The organism is Arthrobacter sp. ERGS1:01, assembly GCF_001281315.1.
Taxonomy (GTDB): domain Bacteria; phylum Actinomycetota; class Actinomycetes; order Actinomycetales; family Micrococcaceae; genus Specibacter.
The window spans coordinates 3,613,080-3,629,628 of sequence record NZ_CP012479.1 but is presented as its reverse complement, the minus strand read 5'-3'; the positions used below and the strand labels follow the sequence as shown (position 1 = coordinate 3,629,628).

The 16,549-nt window shown below is 65.5% G+C and carries 14 protein-coding genes, 1 tRNA gene and 1 pseudogene; 6 read left to right on the top strand and 10 right to left on the bottom strand.

Annotated elements, in window-relative coordinates:
• The first annotated feature begins 98 nt into the window (after positions 1-98).
• Positions 99-1,274, top strand: coding sequence for an ROK family protein (locus AL755_RS20380; RefSeq protein ID WP_160318942.1), 1,176 nt, complete (start codon positions 99-101; stop codon positions 1,272-1,274).
• Positions 1,275-1,301: 27 nt separating this feature from the next.
• On the opposite strand, the gene AL755_RS20375 is transcribed toward AL755_RS20380, so the two are convergent.
• The 3 genes and pseudogenes from AL755_RS20375 to AL755_RS24420 all read right to left on the bottom strand — a co-directional run.
• Positions 1,302-3,311 carry a DUF6541 family protein gene (locus tag AL755_RS20375; protein ID WP_054012575.1) on the bottom strand — a complete coding sequence of 670 codons (2,010 nt, stop codon included), beginning with the start codon at positions 3,309-3,311 and terminating at the stop codon, positions 1,302-1,304.
• 33 nt (positions 3,312-3,344) lie between these two features.
• Entirely contained in the window at positions 3,345-3,620 is a 276-nt protein-coding gene (locus AL755_RS20370) for an alkylphosphonate utilization protein (protein ID WP_337589566.1), read from the bottom strand.
• Positions 3,621-3,640: 20 nt separating this feature from the next.
• Positions 3,641-3,700: pseudogene (locus AL755_RS24420) on the bottom strand (alkylphosphonate utilization protein); the annotation flags it as partial.
• 514 nt (positions 3,701-4,214) lie between these two features.
• Here AL755_RS24420 and AL755_RS20365 point away from each other — a divergent pair.
• A complete protein-coding gene (locus tag AL755_RS20365; protein ID WP_150117193.1) occupies positions 4,215-4,946 on the top strand; it encodes a hypothetical protein in 732 nt (243 codons plus the stop codon).
• A gap of 157 nt (positions 4,947-5,103) precedes the next feature.
• On the opposite strand, the gene AL755_RS20360 is transcribed toward AL755_RS20365, so the two are convergent.
• The 6 genes from AL755_RS20360 to AL755_RS20340 all read right to left on the bottom strand — a co-directional run bounded on the left by AL755_RS20360 (position 5,104) and on the right by AL755_RS20340 (position 12,499).
• A tRNA-Pro gene (locus AL755_RS20360) sits at positions 5,104-5,180 on the bottom strand.
• A gap of 129 nt (positions 5,181-5,309) precedes the next feature.
• A complete protein-coding gene (locus AL755_RS23555) occupies positions 5,310-5,450 on the bottom strand; it encodes a hypothetical protein (protein ID WP_160318941.1) in 141 nt (46 codons plus the stop codon).
• A 28-nt stretch (positions 5,451-5,478) separates the two neighbouring features.
• The gene (locus AL755_RS20355; protein ID WP_054012573.1) at positions 5,479-7,323 is read right to left on the bottom strand and encodes an ABC transporter ATP-binding protein; all 1,845 of its coding nucleotides are present in this window, start codon (positions 7,321-7,323) and stop codon (positions 5,479-5,481) included.
• Entirely contained in the window at positions 7,320-9,155 is a 1,836-nt protein-coding gene (locus AL755_RS20350) for an ABC transporter ATP-binding protein (protein ID WP_054012572.1), read from the bottom strand. The genes AL755_RS20355 and AL755_RS20350 overlap by 4 nt, the downstream gene beginning before the upstream one ends.
• Before the next feature lie 190 nt (positions 9,156-9,345).
• The gene (locus AL755_RS20345; RefSeq protein ID WP_054012571.1) at positions 9,346-10,293 is read right to left on the bottom strand and encodes a metallophosphoesterase; all 948 of its coding nucleotides are present in this window, start codon (positions 10,291-10,293) and stop codon (positions 9,346-9,348) included.
• Positions 10,294-10,306: 13 nt separating this feature from the next.
• Positions 10,307-12,499 carry a transglycosylase domain-containing protein gene (locus tag AL755_RS20340; protein ID WP_160318940.1) on the bottom strand — a complete coding sequence of 731 codons (2,193 nt, stop codon included), beginning with the start codon at positions 12,497-12,499 and terminating at the stop codon, positions 10,307-10,309.
• A 106-nt stretch (positions 12,500-12,605) separates the two neighbouring features.
• Here AL755_RS20340 and AL755_RS23055 point away from each other — a divergent pair, with 106 nt between their 5' ends.
• Genes AL755_RS23055 through AL755_RS20330 form a run of 3 tightly spaced genes read left to right on the top strand, consistent with a single transcriptional unit; the run spans position 12,606 to position 14,177 of the window.
• The gene (locus AL755_RS23055; protein WP_107503899.1) at positions 12,606-12,761 is read left to right on the top strand and encodes a DUF4177 domain-containing protein; all 156 of its coding nucleotides are present in this window, start codon (positions 12,606-12,608) and stop codon (positions 12,759-12,761) included.
• Between the two features lie 2 nt (positions 12,762-12,763).
• Positions 12,764-13,249 (top strand): RidA family protein, encoded by a 486-nt coding sequence (locus AL755_RS20335; protein WP_054012569.1) that lies wholly within the window; start codon positions 12,764-12,766, stop codon positions 13,247-13,249.
• Entirely contained in the window at positions 13,233-14,177 is a 945-nt protein-coding gene (locus AL755_RS20330; protein WP_054012568.1) for an NUDIX hydrolase, read from the top strand. The genes AL755_RS20335 and AL755_RS20330 overlap by 17 nt, the downstream gene beginning before the upstream one ends.
• Before the next feature lie 271 nt (positions 14,178-14,448).
• On the opposite strand, the gene AL755_RS20325 is transcribed toward AL755_RS20330, so the two are convergent.
• Positions 14,449-15,126 (bottom strand): Crp/Fnr family transcriptional regulator, encoded by a 678-nt coding sequence (locus tag AL755_RS20325; protein ID WP_054012567.1) that lies wholly within the window; start codon positions 15,124-15,126, stop codon positions 14,449-14,451.
• Positions 15,127-15,353: 227 nt separating this feature from the next.
• Here AL755_RS20325 and AL755_RS20320 point away from each other — a divergent pair, with 227 nt between their 5' ends.
• Entirely contained in the window at positions 15,354-16,538 is a 1,185-nt protein-coding gene (locus AL755_RS20320) for a MarP family serine protease (RefSeq protein ID WP_054012566.1), read from the top strand.
• Positions 16,539-16,549: the final 11 nt, after the last annotated feature.

Genomic DNA, 16,549 nt, shown 5'->3' with positions numbered 1-16,549 from the left:
GCAATAGACTTTACATAAGTGTTCGCTGTACACCAATAATAAGCGATGCGGGCACCAAATGGCGCAATCGCACCATGGTAATAACGGGAGGATCGTGCGTGCAGACACGCGATGACAGTGCACTCCAGGCAGTGCGCCGCCGCCATGAGCTCCGGGTGCTCGAATCCCTGGTGACCCATGGCAGCCGGACGCGCCGGGACCTTGAGGCGGACACCAAGCTTTCGCGCACCACCTTGTCCGCGATCGTGGGCGAACTGCGGTTGCGCGGCGTGCTGACGGAAAACGATCAGGCCAACTACGGCACGGGCCGCAACGGACGCCCCACCAAGGTGTTGGCGCTGAACCCCGGTGCCGGGGCCGCCGTCGGAATTGAACTGGGACGGCGCCGCATCAGCATCTCCGTCATGGGCTTTGACGGCTCTGCCGTGGCCGCCGAACACCGGGAGTTGCAGGACTCCCCGAGCCTGCCGGAAAAGGTGGGGCAGGCCGCACAAATGCTGGCCGGCATGGTCCGGGACGGGGCCATCCGGCCCGACACCGTGGTGGGCATGGGTGTTGGAATCGCCAGCCGGCACGCCGATCCCCGGTCCCTGGCCGACGCCGACAATCAGCAGGGGGACCCGCAGGGCGCCACGCTGGCGCCGCTGCGCGACGTCCTGGCCGTGCCGCTTTTGTGGGACAACAACATCCGCCTGGCCGCCATGGCCGAGGCCACCGAATACGGCAAACCCAGCGACGACCTCCTCTATGTGGTGCTGTCCGCGGGGATCAGCTCCGCCGTGGTGGTCAACGGCGCCCTGTTGCGCGGCGGCAACGGAATCGCCGGGGAGCTGGGGCACATCAGCGTCGACTTTGCCGGACCGCAATGCTGGTGCGGGCGCCGCGGGTGCCTGGAGCGCTTCCTGAACGAAGCCAATGTACTGACCGAAGCGGCGGAGCGGGGCGGGGTCTTTGAGTCCATCCGGGCCATCGCGGAGGCCGCCGACGACGGCAACCCGGTGGCGCTGGACGTCGTGGCGTGGGCCGCGGAACTGCTGGGACGCGCCGTCGTCAGTGCCTGCGTGCTCATTGACCCCAACAGGGTGGTGATCGCCGGGGAGCTGGCACAGTTCGGCGAACGGTTGCTGGGACCCGTGCGGGCGGCGCTTGCCGAACAGCACCTGGACATTGGTCCGCGCACCACCACCATCAGGACGGCCACCTTTGTGCCCACGGCGGGCAGCGGCGGCGCGGCGCTCATGGCCTTGCGGCACTGGGCGCTGGCCACCGTCTAAGGCGCTGGCGGCGTACCTGCGCCGGTTTTACTGCACCGATTTTTCGGGCACCGGAACCCCGGCGCACAGCGTCAGCTTGTAGAGCGCCGCATGGCCGTCCCGGGCCACCAGGGTGAAGCCGCGCGAGCCGCCGGCGAGGGTCACGCCGGGGTAGATCGAGACGGGGTTGTCGAACGCCGGGATGTAATTGGTGCCGAAGTCCAGCAGATAGGTCACGCCCAGGCGTTTTGCGGCATCGCACACCGCCTGGTCGCTGCCCACCCGGTTGAGCCAGAACCGCAGCGTGTACTGGTCGGTGCTGAAGCTGGTCTGGGAGCTGTACGGAAACAGCATGTCCCGGCCGGCAAGCGACATGGCCAGCGCCGAGCCGTTGTACGGGTTGTTGGCAATCACGTCCCGGGGAGTCGTCAGCTGGCCCAGGCGGTGGATCAACGCCAGTTCGTCCGCATCGATCTGCGCCACCCCGTTGGGCTTGGCCGGCACGTTGTACATGGTGGCCACGGCGCCGGTCATCTGCCACAGCCCCGGGTTGGAGAAGGCGACGACGACGGCGAGTCCCATGACCGCCGTCGTCCGGGCACGGCGGGGTGCGGCAAAGGCCAGGCCGCGCGGGTATTTCGCGATCAGGAACTTGATCAGCCAGGCGAGGCCGATTGCGGCCAGCGGCACGGCCACGAGCGGCATCAACGCGGCGATCCGCTCGGGGTTGTCCCACCACGGGGCCATGACGGCGTTGGCGAATTCCTGGTTGGTGCCGGTGGCCAGCGGGTAGGTGAAACTGACCAGGATCAGCGAGAACAGCGGCCAGCGCAGCTGATGGACCCGGAACGCAGCCCAGGCGCCGATGATCATGAGCGCCGTGAGGGCGATGGCCGGGAACCAGGTGGGTGCCGGGGCCTGGGTGAAATTGCGCAACAGGGCCAGCGGGAAGAACAGGAACGCCGGGCTGGTGTAGTTGAACAGGCTGCGGATTTGCGGCACCAGGAACAACGCACCCGTGGACCCGGCCAGGATCACCAGCAACAAGGCGATCCGGCCCCAACCGCGGCGCTTGCCACGTCGAAAGCCGGTCCGGAGCCAGGCAAAGACAAGAAATGCGAGCAGCGGGGTCAGCACCAGCAGGATGCTGAAAACCCCGTTGGGCTGGGACATGACGGCGCCCGGCAGGAACAAGGCAATCAGCGCCAGTGCCATGGCCGGCTCAAGCGGGGAACGGGCCGAGGGTCTGATGATCAGCAACACCAGCGCAATGCCCACCGGCACCATCGCATTGGACAGGCCGTTGGGGTAGGCGGAACCGTACTGGAGCAAAATGTACGGGAAGGCGGGGAACGTGGCGGCGAGGGCCGCGGCCGCCACCAACGCCGTGCGGTTGGCACCCACAAGCACGCGGGTGAGGAACACGCAGCTCAACGGCCAGACCACACCGGCCACGGCAAGCCACAAGATGTTCGTGGCTGCGGGAATGCTGATTCCAGTCAGGATCACCAACAGGCTTGCCAGTCCGTGCCAGGCCGCCGGATAAAAGACTGTGTTTCCGGCCGGCAGGATGAATCCGGAGATCGCGAAGGACGACGCGTTGGAGGTTCGCACGGCGTTTTCGGTCGCGTTCAGGTGGAACACGGAATCGTAGCCCTGGGTGAATTGTTCCGGACTGCCCGCCGTCAACACCAGGATCGTGGTCGTGATGGCCAGCGCCGTCAGGGTGCCGGCCACCACGGCGGCAAGCGTGCCCCTGTCCATGGCCGGACGGGTTTCGGCAGCCGCGGTCCGCAGGGCGGGGATGAAGCGCCTGGCCAGGTAGGCGGCGCCCGCTGCGATGGCCGTGCCAAGCAACACCACGGGCCAGTCCCAGCCCAGATGGATCAGCGGTGCCACCACGGCGGTGACGGCGAGGATCGAGACCGAAATGGCGGGGGCAAGGCACACCGCGGCAAGCCCGCGGATGCGCAGCGCGGCCATGACCGCGGCGCCGGGAAGGCCAAGGATCAGCAATGCGGCCGTGAAGGCAGGCAGCGCCTCGAACCAAGAAGTCACAAACGTGTCCTGTAGTTAGGGATTTTTGGCAGCCTAGATCTTCTTGACCACGCTGGATTTGAGCTTCATGGGCCCAAATCCTTCAATCTTCGCGTCGATGTCGTGGCCGTCCACGGGCGTGACGAGGCGGATGTTGCGCACCTTGGTGCCGGCTTTCAGGCCCTGCGGGCTGCCCTTGACCTTCATGGTCTTCACAATGCTGACGGTGTCGCCGTCGGCGAGGACATTGCCCACGGCATCCTTGATGACGGCCTCCGCCACGTCCCCCGAAACCTCCGCGTCCCGGCCGGGGCCCATTCGTGGGCGCACTCGGGGCACACCAGCAGCTCGCCCATCTCATAGGCGTACTCGCTGGCGCATTCGGGGCACGGGGGAAGTGGCTGACTCATGTGACTATTCTATCCGGTGGGTCTGCGCCGGGACTTGGCGGCCGGTTCCGGAAACGGCGCCCGGTTCCGAGTGCGGCTGCCGATTCCGGCTTCGGCGCACCGTGGACGGGGCGCGCCGGACGGAACCGGGAGCGCGAACCGGAACGGGGCGCACTCCTCCGGACTCTTGGGGCTGCGTTATCCACAATTGGGCAAGTGCACCTTTCGCCCAAGAGTTGGGGGTGGAACCCTGAAATCCATGAGAAGCCCACACCTGATCCACTCGGGAGACCTGCAAAGAATCGGGCGCGACCCCCGGGAACTTGCCGCCCGGCACAAGAGCGGCGAACTCACCCGCGTTCGTCGCGGCGTGTATATCGATTCCGGGGACTGGGCCGGGCTCAGTCCGAGAGCCCGTTATGGATTCAACGCCATGGCATTTCAACAGATGGCCGGCAGCCGTCCCGTGTTCTGCCACGCGACCGCAGCCCTCCTGTGGGGACTGTGGATCGTGGGCACGCCCCGGAAGCTTCACGTGGTCACCGAATCCACAGCCGGAGGGCGCAGCCGCAACGGGATTGTGCGTCACATTGGCTCCCTGCGCAACGGGGTGGTCCACTGCGGCCCGTTTGCACTGACCGATAAATTGACCACAACGGTCCAGCTCATCAACGCCCTGGCTTTCCCGTATGCCGTGGCCGTATGCGACTCCAGTCTGCGCATGCCAAGAACCGGATGCGCCGCCAATCCCTTCAGCGCCTGGGATGCCGGAGGCGACTTCCAGAAAACCCCGGTTTGGGACACGGACGTGCCACAGGGCAATCCACTGAAGATCGCTGATCTTCTAGAGGCCACACAGAATCTGCCCAGCCGGGCGGCCAGGGACCGGGCGTTGGCGGTGATCAACTTTAGTTCGGAGTTGTCCGGCTCGGCAGGAGAGTCGTTGAGCAGGGCCGGCATGCACATCCTTGGGTTTCCGGCGCCCACGCTGCAGAGAAGGTTCATCCTTCGTGATGGCAGCGATGCGTTTGTCGACTTCTGGTTTGAAAGAGCGAAGGTGGCGGGGGAATTTGACGGATACGGGAAGTACCTTCGACAGGATTGGGCCGGCGGCAAATCCATTCAAGAGCGGGTCATTGCCGAAAAGAGGCGCGAAGACCAAATTCGGGCGCAGGGAGTTGGATTTGTCCGCTGGGTCTGGGACGAAATGATGGATCTGGAGCAGTTCCAGCGACTCCTGCGTGAAGCGGGATTGCCACAACGATAAGTGGCCGCCGGACATCGGCGCCCGATTCCGGATTCGGCGCACCGTGGACGGGGCGCGCCAGCCGGAAACGGGTGCGGGGCCTGCGTCCCGTTTCGGATGTGACAAGCGGTTAAACAACAGCAGCGACATCCACAATGGATGTCGCTGCTGAAATATTTGGTCGGGGTGACAGGATTTGAACCTGCGGCCTCGTCGTCCCGAACGACGCGCGCTACCAAGCTGCGCCACACCCCGATCCATTGTTTTCCCCGACCAGTGCAGGTCTGGAAAAGCAACCTCTCAAGAATAGCGGACGGATGCCGCTAACGCGAAATCGACCGCGGCGTGCCCCGGAAAGAGAGCCAGCCGGCGCCGATGATCGGCCTAATACGGCGGCGAAGCGGTCAGGCTCGGACTGCCAAACGCCTCCCTGGCCGGGAAGTCGTAGATGATGGCACTGCGAATTTCGGGCAACGTGGACGCCGGCAGATCCACCACAAAGTGGCCCTCCGGGTCCTTCGTCATGGTCCCCCTCATCGAAACAACGCCCACCCTAAACGAGCGAGTCCTTCCACGCACCGTGCAGGGCCGCGAAGCGTCCGCCGTCGGAAATCAACTCGGCGGGCGAGCCGTCCTCCACGACCTTGCCGTCATGGACCACCAGCACGCGGTCGGCGATCGCCACCGTGGAGAGCCTGTGCGCAATGATCAGCGCCGTGCGGCCCGCCCCGGCACCGTCGGCGCCCAGGAGTTTTTGCAGCCCGGCCTGGACCATGCGCTCGGAGGGAATATCCAGCGAGGACGTGGCCTCGTCAAGGATCAGCACGGACGGGTTGGCCAGGAACGCCCTGGCAAAGGAGAGCAGCTGCCGTTGCCCGGCCGACACCCGCCCGCCGCGCTTGTTGACGTCGGTGTCGTAGCCGTCGGGCAGTGCGCGAATGAATTCGTCGGCGCCGACCTCCCGGGCCGCGGCCTCTATCTCCGCCCGGCTGGCCTGCGGGTTGCCGAGCGCAATGTTCTCCGCCACGGTGCCGCTGAACAGGAACGCCTCCTGTGTCACCATGACCACGGCGCGGCGCAGGTCGGTCGTGGACAGCTGGCTCAGTTCCACGCCGTCGAGCGTCAGCGAACCGGCACTGACGTCGTAGAAGCGGGCAATCAGCTTGGCCAGGGTCGACTTTCCGGCACCGGTCTGGCCGACGACGGCGACCCTCTGGCCCGCGGGGATGTCCAGGTCCAGCCGGGGCAGGATCACGGGGCCGTCCCCATAGCCGAACTCCACGTCCTTGAACACTATGTGCCCTTCGGGGTGGGGGAGCGGGACGGGATGCTTGGGCGGCCGGACGGAGGGCTCCTCCTCCAACAGGCCGGACACCTTCTCCAGGGCGGCCTGGGCGGATTGGAAGGAGTTGTAGAACATGGCCATCTGGTCCACGGGCTGGAAGAACCGTTTGGTGGCCAGCAGCAGGGCCAGCAGGGCACCCACCGCCAGGCCGCCGTCGAGCACGCGGAAACCGCCGGCCACCAGCACCACCGCCACCGCGACATTGCCAATGAGCACCAGCCCCGGCTGGAAGACGCCGTTGAGGTTGATGGAACGGACGGTCACCCGGCGGTAGTCCTCGGCGAGCTCGTCGTATTTGGCGGCATTGTCGGCCTCGCGGCGGAACGCCTTGACGGCGCGGATCCCCGTCATGGTCTCGATGAAGTGCACGATCAGCGACGCCGACACCACCCGGGAGGCCCGGTAGGCGGCCTGGGAGCGCTTCTGGTACCAACGGGCCAGGAAGAACATGGGCACACCGGCGGCCAGCACGATGAAACCGGTGATCCAGTCCAGCGAGAAGATCGTGACGGCCGTGAACAGCATGAAGATGATCCCGGAGGCCAGCGAGGAGATACCCGAATCCAGCAGCTCGCGCAGCGCCTCAAGGTCTGAGGTCTGCCGGGAGATGATGCGCCCGGAGGTGTACTTTTCGTGGAATTCCAGGCTGAGGCGCTGGGTGTGCCGGAAGACGCGGATGCGCAGGTCCAGCAGCATGGCCTGGCTCAGCCGCGCCGTGGCCGTCAGATAGGCGGCCGTCAGGGTGGAGGCGGCCAGTGCGGCCAGCACGTAGCCGCCGCCGGTCAGGATCAACAGCAGCGGGTTGGCGGCGGGCGCCGTCAGTGCCGGTAGCGCGTTGTCGATGCCAAAGGCGATCAGCAGCGGTCCGGCGACGCGGGCGGCCTGGGAGAGCACCACCAGGATGACCGTCCAGATGAACCGGCCCCTGACCGGGCGGACCAGCGAGCCCAGCAGCCGCACGGAACGCTGCCGCACGGCCTTGCTGTCGGCCCGGCTCAGATCGACGTTGTCCTCGTTGGCCGTGCCCTGCGTGCTTTCGGGAGCCTGGCTCATGCGATGGTCTCCTCAAAATCGTTCTCAAAGTCGTCGTCGAGCTCGGAGTCCAGGTCCTTGGGCTCGTCGTCCAGGCTTGCCAGGACGTACCGGTAGTGCTCGTTCGTGGCCAGCAGTTCCGTGTGGGTTCCAACGGCGGTGATGCGCCCGTCCTGGAGCACGGCCACCCGGTCCGCCATGGCCACGGTGGAGGGCCGGTGCGCGACGATCAGCGTGGTGGTGCTCTCCAGCACCGAGCGCAGGCGCGCCTCCACGCGTTCCTCGGTGTTGACGTCCAGGGCGGACAATGGGTCGTCCAGGACCAGTACGGACGGTCGGGCGGCGATGGCGCGGGCCAGGGCCAGGCGTTGCCGCTGGCCGCCGGACAGGCTGAGCCCCTCCTCGCCGATCAGCGTGTCGACGCCGTCGGGCAGGGAGTAGGCGAACTCGGCCTGCGCCACGTCCAGCGACTGCGCCAGGACGTCGTCGTCGGTCTTGCCGGGGTGCGGCGCCGCACCCAGGAGCACGTTCTCGCGGATCGAGCTGGAGAACAGCGTGGTGTCCTCGAACGCCACCGAGACGTGGGTGCGCAATTCCTTCACGGCCAGCTCCCGCAGTTCCACGCCGTCGAGCATGATGGAGCCGCCGGTGACGTCGAAGAGCCGGGGGATGAGCTGGAGCAGGGTGCTCTTGCCGCAGCCGGTGACGCCCACCAGCGCCATGGTCTCCCCGGCGCGCAGGGCAAGGTCGACGCCGTTGAGCAGGTCGGGGGCCGACGCCGGCGTGTCCGGGTAACGGAAATGCACGTCGCGGAACACGAGTTCGCCGCGGACGGTGCGCAACGATTTTGGCTGGGCGGGGTCCTCGATGGTGTCGGGGGCGTCCATGACCTCGTAGTGGCGGTCGATCGCCGTCTTCGCGGCAAGGGTCATGGCCATGAGCGGGCCCATGGCCTCAACGGGCCCGGCCACCACGGCGGCCGTGGCGAAGAACGCGACGAGCGTGCCCACGTTGAGCTGGCCGTTGGCCACCAGCAGGATGCCGGCCACCAGGCCCGAGCCCAGTGCGAGTTCCGGCAGCAGCGTGACCACCAGGGAAAATACGGCCAGGGACTTGGCCTTGTGGATTTCGGTGGCGCGGAGCTCCTCGGCCTGCAGCGAGAAGGCGTCCAGCGCCTCCCGGCCGCGGCCAAAGGCCTTCAGCACCCGGATCCCATGGACGGACTCCTCCACGGCGGTGGCGAGGTCGCCGGCCTGGTCCTGGCTGAGGCGGCTCACGCGGCCGTAACTTTGCCGGAACCGGAACCCGAAGATCACGATGGGCACGGCCGCGGCCAGGAAGATCAGCCCCAGCTGCCAGCTCATGGAGAACATCAGGCCCACGCCGATCGTGACGGTGAGCGTGGTGACCACCATCATGATGGCCCCGAACGCCATCCAGCGGCGCATGAAGTTCAAATCGCTCATGGCCCGGCTCAGCAACTGCCCGGAGCCCCACCGGTCGTGGAACTCGACGGCCAGCGACTGCAGGTGCCGGTAGAAGCCGGTGCGCATGGTGGTCTCGACGGTGGTGGCCGGGACAATCACGAACTGCCGGCGCAGGAACACGAACGTGACCTCCAGCAGTCCCAGGACAAGGACGACGCCGGCCGCGAGCCATACGTCCGTCCTTGCGCCGCCGGGGTGGAGCGCCGAGTTGATCAGGACCCGGTAAACCTGTGGGATCAGCAGGGCCACGATGCTGGCGGCCAGTGCGCTGAGGAGTCCCAGCAGGAGCCGGGGGAGTACCGGCTTGAGGTGGGGTGAGAGTTTGCGGAGGGAATCGAACAAGGTGGTGTTTGTAGTTTGCGCCATGCCACTTCTTTGGCCGTGCGTAACGGCCCTACTTGGTACCGGATTGCGGACGGGGCGCCACCATCAGCCGCGGGTGCCGACGATGCGGGACCCAAAGCATGGAAGAAAGCGTTTCCCCGAAAATCCAGCCTACGCCGATGCGACCGCGCAGACCCGCCTATTGCGTTGGTTAACTTGTTAACCCGAGCAATTATTTTGCGGTGAGGGTCAGAACCACGGCTTCCGGGCGGCAGGCGAAGCGGAAGGGGGCCGTGCGGGCCGTGCCGATGCCGCCGGAGACGTTGACCGGCGTCGAACTGCCGTTGGCGTCCCAATCATGGAGGCCCTTGGCGCGCCAGGTGGGCAGGTCGCAATTGCTGACCAGGGCGCCGTAACCGGGCAGGCAGACCTGGCCGCCGTGGGTGTGGCCGGCCAGGATCAGGTCCGCGCCGTCGGTGGTGAAATGGTCCAACACGCGCTGGTAGGGGGCATGGGCCAACGCGACCTTCACATGCGGTGCGCTGGCCTGCGAGGCGGAGCCCTGCGGCCAGCCGGCATAGCGTTCGCGGTTCAGGTGGGGATCGTCCACGCCGCTGAAGTCGAAACGGATGCCGTTGAGCACGATCGACTGCGCCCGGTTGCTCAGGTTGACCCAGCCGCCCAGGCCAAAGCCGGCGTGCAGGGCGCCGGTGTCCAGGATGAGCGGGCGGTGCCGGGGGCCGGAGGGCTGCTTCGACGGGCCGGCAAAATACGCGAACGGGTTCTTCATCCGCGGCGCGAAGTAGTCATTGGAACCGGGTACAAAAACGCCCGGGAAGTCCATGAGCGGGGCCAGGGCGTCCAGGAGGGGTGCCACGGCATCCGGGTGGCTCAGGTTGTCGCCGGTGTTGACCACCAGGTCCGGCTTGAGCTCTGCCAGGCCCTGGAGCCAGCGGGTCTTCTTCAGCTGGCCGGGGGCAAGGTGGATGTCGGAGAGGTGCAGCACGGTGAAGGGCTGCGACCCGGCCGGCAGGATGGCCAGCGTCTCTTCCCTGATGGTGAACCAGTTGCGCTCGATCAGCGAGCCGTAGGCCACGCATCCGACGCCGGTGGCGGTCGCCAAGCCCGCCGCCCAGCCGAGGGCGGCGAGGCGGGGACTGGCTTGGCGACGGCTGCTCATGGCGGTTACTTGCTTAGTCCTTCTTCTTGGGCTGGGCGGGCGCGTTGTTGCTGTTGCCCTTGTTGTCCTGGGTTCCCTTGGTTTCCTTGGATTCGGGAGCGGTGCCCTTGTCCTTTTCAGCGGCGGGCGGCGGTGCGACCACGATCGGGTTGAGCATGCTCGACGGCGGTTCCGGGAATCCGCTGGTGTCGTAGTTGCCGGCAATCTGGTTCATGTAGCCCTGCCAGGCCTTGCCGGCGTAGGTGGAACCGTCGACGTAAGGGATTTTCTGGCCGGCGATGAGCAGGTTGTTGTTGCTGCGGTTCTTCGTCTCGGGGCTGCCGAGCCAGGAGGAGGTCACCAGGCCCTTCGTGAAGCCGGTGGTCCACGTCTGCTGGGAGTCGTTGGTGGTACCGGTCTTGGCGCCCGCGGGGTACTGCAGCGGGATCTGGTAACCGGAGCCGTTGACCAGCACCTGCTGGAGCGTGTGGACCACGCCGGCCGCAACGTCGGGGTTGACGGTTTGCTTGCAGTTGGCCTTGGGCACGGGAAGGGGGTCACCCTTGGCCGTCTTGATGGAAAGAAGTGCCACGGGGTCGCAGTGGATGCCGCCGGAGGCGAATGTGGCAAAAGCGGAGGCCATGGTCAACGGTGCAACTTCGCCGCTGCCCAGCAGGCTGGAGACGTTGGTGAGGTCGTAGGGCTTGTTCGGGTTCTCGCCTAGGTGGATGCCGGTGGCCGTCATCATTTTCTGGACGTTGCAGAGGTCCAGTTGGGCTGCCTCGGCAAACGTCGCCGTGTTCAGTGACAGCACCAGGCCCATGTGCGCCGTGGTGCGGCTGTAGCGGCCGTCCTCGGCGTTTTGGAGATCCGTGGAGCCGGGGTAGTTGTTGTCGTAGATACCGCTCGAGACGCCGCAGGAGTTGCGCCACGGGAAGCCCTCCGGGTACTTGCGTACCGAGGCATCGACCATGTCGTTGATCTTGTGCCCGGAGTTCAGCCATTCGGCATAGGTGAAGGGCTTGATCGTGGAGCCCACGTCAAAGCCGCCGGAGCCGCCGAGCGAATTGCCCTTCTTGTCGAACTTGTCGACATTGAAGTTGTATTCGGTGCTCCACTGGCCCTTGGGTGCGGAGAGTTTCGTGTTTTGCGCCATGGCCAGGATCTTGCCGGTCTTCGGCTGCACCGTCACCATGGACTGGCCAACCTTGTTCGGGTTGTCGTTCATGGGCGTGAAGTTCGCAAACTGGGCCTGCGCCGCGTCCTGCAGCTTCGGATCCAGCGTGGTCCTGATGGTCAGGCCGCCCTGGTAGAGCAGCTTTTCGCGGTCGGCCTTGGTCTTGCCGTAGCTCGGATCGTTGGTGATCAGGTTGGTCACGTATTCGCAGAAGTACTCGCCGCGGGTGGCCGTGGTGCAGCCGTTCTTGGCCGCATGGACGTTCAGGTTGATCTTGGCCTTGACGGCGGCGTCGTACTGCTTCTTGTCGATCATCTTCTGGTCGAGCATGTTGGCGAGCACCATGTTGCGGCGCGAAATGGCGTTTTCCGGGTGAACCACCGGATCGTAGAATGTGGGGCTGTTGACCACGCCGGCCAGCAGGGCGGACTGCGGCAGCGTCAGGTCCTTGGCGTGAACGCCGAAGTAGTAGGAGGCCGCGGCTTCAACGCCGTAGTTGCCATTGGCGAACAAAACCCAGTTCAGGTAGCCCTGCAGGATCTCATCCTTGGAATACTTCTTCTCCATGGCGATGGCCAGCTTGATCTCGCGGACCTTGTCGCCGGCGGTTTTGTCCCCGCCCAGCTTGATCTTGTCGTATTCGCCGTTGGCCGCATACGTCTGGATGATCACGTTGTTCACGTACTGCTGGGTGATGGTGGACGCGCCCTGGCGGTCACCGCCGCGGGCCATGGACGTCACCGCGCGCAGCAGGCCCTTGGTATCGATGCCGCCGTGCTGGTAGTAGCGGGCGTCCTCGATCGCCACCACGGCCTTTTTCATGAAGGGGGAGATGGCGGCAAGCTTGACCTCGGTGCGGTTCTGGTCCCAGAACGTGGCCAGCTCGGACCCGTCGGACGCCAGGATCTTCGAGGACTGCGCGGGGACACCGACGTTCATCTCATCCGGGAGCTGATCGAAGAAGTCGATCGATGAAGTGGCGGTGTTGCCCGTCAAAGCGACGGCCGGAACCATGATTCCGGCCACCAGGACACCACAAATTGCGCTCACGCCAAGGAAGAGCATAAGTTTTCCAAGGGTAGTGGCGGTATCGAAAATGGGGTGTTTTTTTGCTGCCATTTTTCCAGTTTACCGGCTTGGGGATACTCTTTGATGCATGACCAAATGGGAGTACGCCACAATTCCGCTCATAATTCACGCCACGAAGCAGATCCTTGACCAGTGGGGCGAGGACGGCTGGGAGCTGGTCCAGGTTGTGACCGGACCCGATGGAAACGGCCTTGTTGCCTACTTGAAGCGAGAGAAGGCCTAGCCATGGAATCCGTGCAAAATCAGGGAACTTCCCGCATTGAGGCCCGTCTGGCCGAGCTTGGTTTGACCCTCCCCGGCGTGGCAGCCCCCGTGGCCGCCTACGTGCCGGCCGTGGTGACCGGCAACTACGTCCACACCTCGGGCCAGCTGCCGTTTGTTGACGGCAAACTCACACTCGAAGGCAAGGTCGGCGCCGGCGTTTCCGCTGAGGACGCAAAGAAACTGGCCGCAATCTGCGCCGTCAACGCCCTGGCCGCCGTCAAGAGCGTCATTGGCGACCTTGACCGCGTGACCCGCATCGTGAAGGTCGTGGGCTTCGTGTCCTCCGACCCCTCCTTCACCGGCCAGCCCGGAGTGGTCAACGGCGCCTCCGAGCTCCTTGGCGAAGTCTTTGGTGACGCCGGCATTCACGCACGCTCCGCCGTCGGCGTTGCCGTGTTGCCGCTGGATTCACCCGTTGAGGTTGAGTTGATTGCAGAATTCCAGTAATACCCCCGCGGGTTTCCGGCCCGCAGGCAAGCGGACCTTTCCGCTGAATGCCGATCAGCTCGAGGCCGCGCAGGCATGGGTTGATTTTGGCGAACGCACGCCCAGCAAGCCCCGCATGGCATCCTCGGTGGTGCTGTTGAAAGACAGCCCCACCGGGTTGCAGACCTTTATGACGTACCGGCCCGGCGGTTCCCCGCTGGGCATTGTGGCGTTTCCCGGCGGCACCATCGAACCCGCGGACGACGACGTCACCGACTGGGTGGGCCCGTCACCCGTGGAGTGGGCCAAGCGCCTGGGCACGGACAATGTTGACCTGGCGAAACGCCATGTTGTGGCGGCGATCCGGGAAACGTTTGAGGAAACCGGCATCCTGCTCGCCGGACCCGACGCATCGAACCTGGTGGAAGGCGTCTCCGGCCCGAAATGGATGAAGGCGCGCGAGGCCATCGCCGCCCAGGACGACACCTTTGCCGCACTGCTGGCCCGGCGCGGCCTGGCGCTGCGGACCGACCTGCTCACGCCGCTCAGCCACTGGCTCAGCCCGGACTTCGCACACCGCCGCTTCGACACCCGGTACTTTGCCGCGGCCCGTCCCGTGAACCAGCAGCCGACCCTGCTCTCCAGCAAGGGCGTCTGGGGCCGGTGGGCGTCTGCGTCCGACATCCTGGCAACCCGGTCGACGTCGGCCCTTGGCGACGAGATCGGCCAGGACCGCACCGTGGGCCTGGCCCTGGGTGAACTGGTGGTGCCCGGGGTGGAGATCATCCTTGAAAAGTTGGCGGCAGCCCGCGGCTGCATCGCCTACCTGAACCACAAGCGGCCCATCAACGAATACCGGCCGCAGCTGGTGACCGCCGCCGGCGAAGACTTCGCCCTGGAGGTCCAGGCATCCCCGGCCTCCGAAGGCGCAGCCTGCCGCGAGCGGTAACCCCAACGCCGTATCACTTTTGGCGCCTTTTCCCCCGACGCCGTATCACTTTTGCTCCACTTTTCCGGAACGCGGTATCACCAAGATCCGCACCATCCGAGGTGGCCTGCCGGAAGTGATACGGCGTTCCTGAAATCGACGCCAAACGTGATACCGCGTCGCCAGGAATGGCGCCAAAAGTGATACGGCGTCAGGGGCGGGGCGTCATTCGGGCAAAGCAGAGGGGGCGGATCACCATCATGGTGATCCGCCCCCTCTTGCTTTGTGCAGCTTAGCGTGAGCGCTGACGCAGGCGGTTGACGTCGAGAATGACGACGGCGCGGGCCTCAAGGCGCAGCCAGCCGCGCTGGACGAACTCGGCCAGGGCCTTGTTGACGGTTTCACGGGAGGCGCCGACCAGCTGGGCCAGTTCTTCCTGCGTGAGCTCGTGTGCCACCAGGATGCCGTCCGTTGCGGGGCGGCCGAAGCGGTCAGCCAGGTCAAGGATGGCCTTGGCCACGCGGCCGGGCACATCGGAGAAGACCAGGTCGGAGAGGTTGTCGTTGGTGCGGCGCAGGCGGCGGGCCAGGGCCTGCAGCAGTTGCATGGACACCTCCGGGCGCTGGCGCAGCAGGGCGTTCAGGGACTCGTTCTTCAAACCGGCCAGCCGGGTCTCCGAGACGGCCGTGGCGGTGGTGCTGCGCGGTGCCGGGTCAAAGAGTGCCATTTCGCCGAACAGCTCGCCCGGGCCCAGGATGGCAACGAGGGACTCGCGGCCGTCGGGGGAGGTGCGCCCCAGCTTCACCTTGCCGGAGACGATGAAGTACAGCTGGTCGCCTTGGTCGCCTTCGCGGAAAACTGACGCGCCGCGTGAGAGATCCACCTCTGCCAGTTCGTCGGTCAGCAGGCGGAATGCCTCGTCGTCCAGCGTGGCGAATAGGGGGGCCCGGCGCAGTACCTCGATGTCCATGAAATCTCCTTCAGTATGTAGCTAAATTATTGGGACCTATTACTGATTCTTTCAGAACTTTGGCCTTTTTGTGACCAATTTGGCATCCGCGGTGTCCTTCGTGGGGATTCTACTCGATTCCACCTCAGGGAATGCACGGTTTTGCCCGGTAATATGGCCAGCGCAGGTGCCGTCCGGTCCCTGCGCCTGTTGGCTTGGGTTTCCTATTGAGGAGGGCGGGGACAAAAGTGTTCGGTTTCTCCTGGTTGGATGCAGTACTGATGCTGTGGTTGCTGTGGCAGCTGATCTACGGGCTAAATGCCGGGTTGCTGGTGAGTTTGGGCGGGCTGATCGGCTTCGTCGCCGGTGCCGTGGCGGCGTTTTTTGCCGCCCCGTTCGCCAACCAGTACGCCCCGGGACCGGGGTGGCGGACCGCTTTTGTCATCGGTGCGACGGTGATCTTGATTGTCGCCGGCCATGCCGTGGGCATCCGGCTTGGCCGGGCCATTGGCAAGACTGTGAAGTCGGGCTCAATCCGCTCCGTGAACCGCATTCTGGGTGGGGCGCTCAATGTTGCCGTCGGTGCCGCGGTCATTTCCATCCTGGCCGCCGGCGTCACAAACCTGGGCATCCCCGCCGTCTCCAAGCAGCTGGGCGACTCCGTCGTCATCTCCAAGATCGACACGTGGACCCCGGACCCCGTCAAGGTTGCCGCCGCGCAGCTGCGGTCGCTGGTATTGGATGAGGGGATCCCGCAGATCCTCAACCCGTCCGGCGCGAACGCCCAGGTGCCCGTCCCCAACGCCAGCACCGACACCCCTGCCTGGAACGCCGCCGCCGAATCGGTGCTGAAGATTTCCGGCACGGCCTTCCAATGCGGGCAAAGCCAGACCGGAACAGGATTCGTGGTGGCGCCGGACAGGGTCATGACGAACGCCCACGTCGTCTCCGGGGTCGCCATGCCGATTGTGCAAACCCGCGACCAGGGTGCGTTGCGCGCCCGCGTGGTGTACTTTGACCCGGTCAAGGACCTCGCCATTCTCGCCGTCGACGGTCTTAACGTGGCACCACTGAAGACTGCGGCGAACCTGCCCTCGAACTCAACGGCCGCCTTTGCCGGCTACCCCTTGGGTGGGCCGTTGCAGGTCCGTCCCGCCACCGTGGTCAGCTCGGGTCCCCTGCTGATCCCCGATATTACCGGGACCTCAAAGTCGTTGCTGGATGTCTACCAACTGGCCGGCAACGTGCAATCCGGTAATTCGGGCGGGCCGTTGCTGGACACCTCTGGCCGTGTGGTGGGCGTGGTCTTTGCAAAGTCGACGACGCCGGAGCCGGTCGGTTTCGCGTTCACGATGGGCGAGGTGAACCCCGTCATCGAGGCCGCCCCACTACTGAACTCCACCGTGGGATCGGGAACCTGCAGCGTCAAGTAATAGCCTCAGGT

Bases quoted from the DNA above. Each gene is read 5' to 3' on its own strand.
- AL755_RS20345 (WP_054012571.1), bottom strand. From the start codon at position 10,293: ATGAGCAGCCGTCGCCAAGCCAGTCCCCGCCTCGCCGCCCTCGGCTGG.
- AL755_RS20350 (WP_054012572.1), bottom strand. From the start codon at position 9,155: ATGGCGCAAACTACAAACACCACCTTGTTCGATTCCCTCCGCAAACTC.
- AL755_RS20335 (WP_054012569.1), top strand. From the start codon at position 12,764: ATGGAATCCGTGCAAAATCAGGGAACTTCCCGCATTGAGGCCCGTCTG.
- AL755_RS23555 (WP_160318941.1), bottom strand. From the start codon at position 5,450: ATGACGAAGGACCCGGAGGGCCACTTTGTGGTGGATCTGCCGGCGTCC.
- AL755_RS20325 (WP_054012567.1), bottom strand. From the start codon at position 15,126: ATGGACATCGAGGTACTGCGCCGGGCCCCCCTATTCGCCACGCTGGAC.
- AL755_RS23055 (WP_107503899.1), top strand. From the start codon at position 12,606: ATGACCAAATGGGAGTACGCCACAATTCCGCTCATAATTCACGCCACG.
- AL755_RS20355 (WP_054012573.1), bottom strand. From the start codon at position 7,323: ATGAGCCAGGCTCCCGAAAGCACGCAGGGCACGGCCAACGAGGACAAC.